The organism is Pelosinus propionicus DSM 13327, assembly GCF_900114615.1.
Taxonomy (GTDB): Bacteria; Bacillota; Negativicutes; order DSM-13327; family DSM-13327; genus Pelosinus; species Pelosinus propionicus.
The window spans coordinates 23920-29919 of record NZ_FOTS01000058.1 but is presented as its reverse complement, the minus strand read 5'-3'; the positions used below and the strand labels follow the sequence as shown (position 1 = coordinate 29919).

Sequence of the window (6000 nt, the reverse complement as noted above, 5' to 3'; positions counted from 1 at the left end):
CTGATATTCAACACTCAATCCTTAGCTTTTGTGTTGCCACTTGTTAAATGCGTGAAGCGCTCTCTTCTTTCGCGCTTGACGCTTGGCTACACCGCTAAATATTCAGTGTTGAATACCAGACCGTTCGACTTGCATGTGTTAGGCACGCCGCCAGCGTTCGTCCTGAGCCAGGATCAAACTCTCCATAAAAGTTATTTATGAAGAACCTTGATGGCTCTTTAAAAAAAACAAATTGTTTGTGTTAGTTCATTTACATGAACCAACTGTTTTGTACTCCAAAACGAGTACCGCACATCTGGCTTATTTTAACCTTACTTACATTGTTTAGTTTTCAAGGAACACATGAAAAGACTTTAAAATAATTTTTTATGCCGTTATAAACGACCTCATTGATTTTAACATCTTTACATAAGCATGTCAACTTTTTTGTTGCAAATCGTTGACTTGTATATATTATCACATCTTAAAAAGATATGTCAATCCTCTATATTCTTTTTTATATAAAATTATACCTACCTCATTCATGCTTTTCGTTTTCGCTAATATTATTGAGAAGTGGAAATGGAAATTGTACATACGTATTCGGAACGTCCCCTACAACAACATATTCAGCAATTGGCATTTGTGTATCCACACTTATACTTTTACTAACTAAAGGTACTACGATTCTAATTTGGGTAGTCGCAATAAGATAGATCATATGCCTAGTTTGATTAATACCTGCTTGTTCAAATTTATCAATTACTTTTACCTGAACAGTACCTACAGGAATTACAGTAACAGTAATATTAGGCCCCATACTAGCTAATAATTGGCTTCCAAAGATCTGTCCTATTGGTATGTTGATCTGCTCTTCACTGATCTCTTTTAATTTCTCTTGCACTTTAATAGTAGTATCTGCAGCAATTTTATTGAACTCCATAGTATTAGGCTGTATAAGCACTACGCGTCCTCGGCTATCTAATGTAACATTCATTAATGTTTGTGGATCAATATTCAAATTTACCCTGTCACTAATAACCTGGTTAATGGATTGCGTCGCAATAAAAGTTGCTTTTGTCTCCGCTATAGCCAACAAAGTAGGTTTTAAATGCGTTTCCATCATCCAGAAGGTGCCTATTACTATGATACAAAATAAAATAGACGCGAGCATATTAGATGGTATTCTTCGTCTACTCCCCACGGAAAATCTCATGATTACCCTCCTAGTCCAGGATATACCACAGTATATGGATTCTTTTCTAATGATGTACCACTCCTTAACATATTTTTATTCTCATTTCTTAATAGCTATATCTATATTTAGATCAAAATCCTGATTACGATTCACTTATGTGCTCCAAACCATGGATCACATTGACATTTGTGGCGTATCCTGCTATATTACAGTTAGTATTTGACATGAAAATAAACAAGCTGTTTTAGCTAGCAACTTAAATGGTACTGCGGGTTGTACCCGTCCTTAACCAGGGCGGTTTTTATTTTTATCTCTTGATATTTTTAGAAAAACATGAGGAGGCTTCTCAGCAATGACTGTACTTGATGTCCTCAAAGAACGAGGCTTTATCCAACAACTTACCCATGAAGATGAAATGATCGCACTTTTCGAAAAAGAAAAAATTACCTTCTATATTGGCTTTGATCCAACAGCCGACAGCCTACATGTCGGTCATTTCCTTGGAATGATGGTAATGGCCCATATGCAAAATGCTGGACATCGTCCAGTCTGCCTAATTGGTGGTGGAACGACGATGGTAGGCGACCCTTCTGGTAAAACCGATATGCGAAAAATGATGACTCAAGACGATATTGTCTATAATGGCGAACGATTTAAAAAGCAAATGCAGCGTTTCATTGATTTCTCAAATGGAAAAGCATTAATGGTCAATAATGCAGATTGGCTTCTTAAGTTGAATTATATTGAATTTTTGAGAGATATCGGCGCACATTTTTCCGTAAATCGTATGCTAACTGCTGAGTGTTTTAAACAGCGATTAGACAGAGGATTATCCTTTCTTGAATTTAATTACATGTTAATGCAAGCCTATGATTTCTTAGAACTCAACCGTCAATATAACTGCACTATGCAAATGGGTGGAGATGATCAGTGGTCCAATATCCTGGCTGGAGCAGATCTCATACGACGTAAAGAAAGCAAACCAGCATATGGTTTAACTTTCACCTTGTTGACTACTAGTGATGGTCGTAAAATGGGAAAAACAGAAAAAGGGGCCTTGTGGCTTGATGCAGAAAAAACCTCACCTTACACATTTTATCAATACTGGCGTAATATTGATGATGCTGATGTAGAAAAATGCCTAGCACTTCTAACCTTTATGCCAATGGATGAGGTTCGAAGATTAGGTTCTCTTAAGGATAAAGAAATTAATATAGCAAAAAAAATACTAGCCTTTGAAGTGACAAAACTCATTCACGGTGCAGAAGAAGCTGAAAAAGCTCAACAAGCAGCTGAAGCATTATTCTCTGGAGCTGGAACTTTAGATAATGTGCCAACCGTATCAATTACCCCAAATATGATCGGCATGAAAGTTCTTGACATCCTTGCAGCAACTGAAATAGTATCTTCAAAAAGTGAAGGAAGAAGATTAATACAGCAAGGTGGTCTTTATTTGGGTCAGACGAAAGTAACTGACTTTGACTTAATACTTACTGATGATCTATTTGAAAACAAAAGTTTACTAATTCGTAAGGGTAAGAAAAATTATCATCGCATGGTTGTAACCCCCTAAAAGAGTTGAGATGCTTCTACTATTTTACTGATTATGTGATAGAAAAATGACACCAGCTATTGGTGTCATTTTAGCTTATAGACAAAAAGGATCTTATTTATGTTATAATAATTACCGTACTCAACACTAAGGAGGTTGCCAATGAACAAGGAGCGAAGCGATAGCCCTAAAGATGGCCGTCGTTCTTCTAAAAATGGTAATTCAAAACTAACGGTTATACTACTAATTGTATTTATTGTAATGATTACAGGTGCTGGACTTGGCTTTTTAACAGCAAGCATTCACACCATGCCAAGTCTGAAAGACGAAATTAGACCTGCTGCCTCTTCACAAATTTATGATGTAAATGGGAAATTAATTAATACGGTTCATTCTGTAGAAAATCGTGTTCCTGTTTCTATTAATAAGATTCCTAAAAATTTGCAAAATGCTTTCGTAGCTGCAGAAGATGCACGCTTTTATCAGCACATAGGTATTGATCCTCGCGGCATTTTGAGGGCCATTTGGTCAAATATAACCGATCGAGGCGTTTCTGAAGGTGGCAGTACCATTACACAGCAATTAGCAAAAAATGCATTACTATCCCAAGAGCGTACATTAAAACGAAAAATACAAGAAGCGATCCTAGCGCTACAAATTGAACGTCAGTACAGTAAAAATGAAATATTAGAACTCTATTTAAATCAAATATATTTTGGACAAGGAGCTTACGGAGTACAATCTGCATCTATTGTTTACTTCAATAAAAATGTTGAAGATTTAACATTAGCAGAATGCGCAATGTTAGCAGGAATCCCCAAAAGTCCAAATTATTATTCACCTTTTAATAATTTAAAAGCAGCAACTGAACGGCAAGCTACAGTACTTGACCAAATGGTTAAATATGAATTTATCACTTCACCAACTGCTACGCAAGCTAAAAATGACAAGCTTCGCCTGGCAGTACGCTCCTCTCAAACAGATACTAAAAATCAAACAGCAAGCTATTTTATTGACTACGTTACGCAATATCTGATTGACAGATATGGTGCTGATGCAGTGTATAAAGATGGACTTAAAGTTTATACTACATTAGATCTGGATATGCAGGAAGCAGCAGAAGAAGCTATGAAAAAGCTTCCCAGTGTGCGTACTGATGGTAATGGATTGCAACAACCACAAGGAGCCCTCGTTGCGATTGACCCGCGAACAGGTTATATAAAAGCAATGGTTGGCGGTCGCGGCAATGATCAGTTTAATCGTGCAGTTTTAGCTGAACGTCAGCCAGGTTCAGCCTTTAAACCTTTTATCTACTTAGCTGCTCTAGAAGGAGGTATGACTCCTTCATCTATGATTGAAGATACTAAAATCAGCTTTGGCAGTTGGTCACCAATGAACTATGACGAAAAGTTCCATGGATCAGTTTCTTTACGTACGGCACTGGAACAATCCCTAAACGTGCCAACTGTTAAGATAGCGAATCAGACAGGTGTGGATAAACCATTATATTATGCTCAACAAATGGGCATTTCCACATTAGTCTTACACGGTTCTGTTAATGATCGCAACTTAGCAATGTCTCTTGGAGGTCTTACACGAGGTGTAACGCCTTTAGAAATTGCCAGTGCGTATGGAGTACTGGCTAACCAAGGTGTACATGTAGATCCTATAAGCGTCATCAAAATTGTTGATCGCAATGGCAAGACATTAGAGCAAGTCACTCCAAAAGAAAAGGCTGTAGTAAATGAACGATCAGCTTATATTCTTACTGATATGTTACGTGGTGTTATTAATAATGGTACTGGCACGGCTGCATATATCGAACGCCCCGCCGCTGGAAAAACAGGTACAACCAGTGATTATAAAGATGCATGGTTTGTTGGGTTTACACCTGATTTGGTAGCGTCAGTATGGATTGGTTATGATTCCGATGGATATTTAAATGGCATAACAGGGGGAGGTCTCCCGGCAGTCATTTGGAAATCGTTTATGCAAAAAGCTTTGGTAAACGTGCCCTCTCGCGATTTCATTCGACCTAATGGCATCGTAATTGAACCAAACCCTACCCCTGTACTTACAGAACAACCTGCTGATGGCAAACAACCTATTACAAATCCCTTAACACCTGATGGAAAGAATTCAAAAGCACCAACTCAAACAGATGATGACTCACACCCAGTTGATAAAACCCTTCCTCCCCCTCCTGTCAAATCTGATAAAAATACCTCTCCCCCTCCACCACCGAAAAAAACAACAGAGCCTGAGAAAAAAAATAATCCTTAAATAGAAAAAACACGCGTAAATTACGCGTGTTTTTTCTATTGCTGCATATACATTAATATAAACTATAAACAAGTAGACGAGTCATCATTATCATTGCAAAGCAACAAAATAATAATAATGATAATAATCCAAGTGCTATTGAATCCGCCACCAAATCCACCAAATCGACGTCCACATCCCATAAGAATTCCTCCTCCTTCTATTTATAAATAGAAGTAATTGTAACTTATAGATAAGCACTTTATTACTATATGAATATAAGCACAAAAGAGTTACTTGGTTCTCTACGCATTCACGTAGATTAAGTAAGATTTTATTTTATATTATGAAAAACTGCAATCATCATTGTTAAAGCAAAAAAGTAAAAGAATGATAATGATAATCCACCAAGATTGACCTCCACCAAGGCCACAACCTCTTGCCATTACATATTCCCTCCTTAAATGTGACGTTTAAGGAGCAATTGCCTAAACCATGTTCCTATTTATTTAAGTATTGCTCCGCTTTCTAGTTCAATATATGGAAGTATCTTTATAAATGTTACTCAACTACTACGTTTTTTAAATTTTATTCTAATATCCGACGGATGCTCTTGGGGAAATCTGTGACCATCTTCATTGACTGCATACCATTATTAACTAACTCAGTAATATTTCGAACTTTGTCGATGGTAGTTGACATTCCATCTATTCTTCTATCCATTTGCATATCTTCGGAAGTTAAGCTTAACAAAATAACCATAAGTTGTAAGTTAAAATTAGGGTTCTTTAAGATCTGACCCAATCCACTCATTGGATTGACTGGTCTAGCTTCCTTGACTTTTTTATCTTCACGTTCCTCATCCAGCTTCTTGTGTTTTTTTGTATCCTTCACCTTTTCAACAATATTCTCCTCAGTCATCATCATTTCAATATCTTTACTCTCTTGCGCAACTGACCTCTTATAGTTTTTATAATGTCTCCGAAAGCGCATCACTCTCACCCCTTAT

Annotated in this window: 4 protein-coding genes and 1 rRNA gene; 2 read left to right on the top strand and 3 right to left on the bottom strand. The window is 37.0% G+C overall.

Annotated features, from left to right (window positions below):
* Together BMZ99_RS21960 and yunB are read right to left on the bottom strand one after the other, a co-directional pair.
* Positions 1 to 189, bottom strand: a 16S ribosomal RNA gene (locus BMZ99_RS21960); the annotation flags it as partial.
* Between the two features lie 328 nt (positions 190 to 517).
* Positions 518 to 1195, bottom strand: coding sequence for a sporulation protein YunB (gene yunB, locus BMZ99_RS21955; protein WP_090942952.1), 678 nt, complete (start codon positions 1193 to 1195; stop codon positions 518 to 520).
* Positions 1196 to 1529: 334 nt separating this feature from the next.
* Between yunB and tyrS the strand changes: the two genes are divergently transcribed.
* Positions 1530 to 2750, top strand: coding sequence for a tyrosine--tRNA ligase (gene tyrS, locus BMZ99_RS21950; protein ID WP_090942949.1), 1221 nt, complete (start codon positions 1530 to 1532; stop codon positions 2748 to 2750).
* 141 nt (positions 2751 to 2891) lie between these two features.
* A complete protein-coding gene (locus BMZ99_RS21945) occupies positions 2892 to 5012 on the top strand; it encodes a transglycosylase domain-containing protein (protein WP_090942946.1) in 2121 nt (706 codons plus the stop codon).
* 567 nt (positions 5013 to 5579) lie between these two features.
* Here BMZ99_RS21945 and BMZ99_RS21940 read toward each other — a convergent pair.
* Positions 5580 to 5984, bottom strand: coding sequence for a hypothetical protein (locus BMZ99_RS21940; protein ID WP_090942942.1), 405 nt, complete (start codon positions 5982 to 5984; stop codon positions 5580 to 5582).
* Between the last annotated feature and the right edge of the window lie 16 nt (positions 5985 to 6000).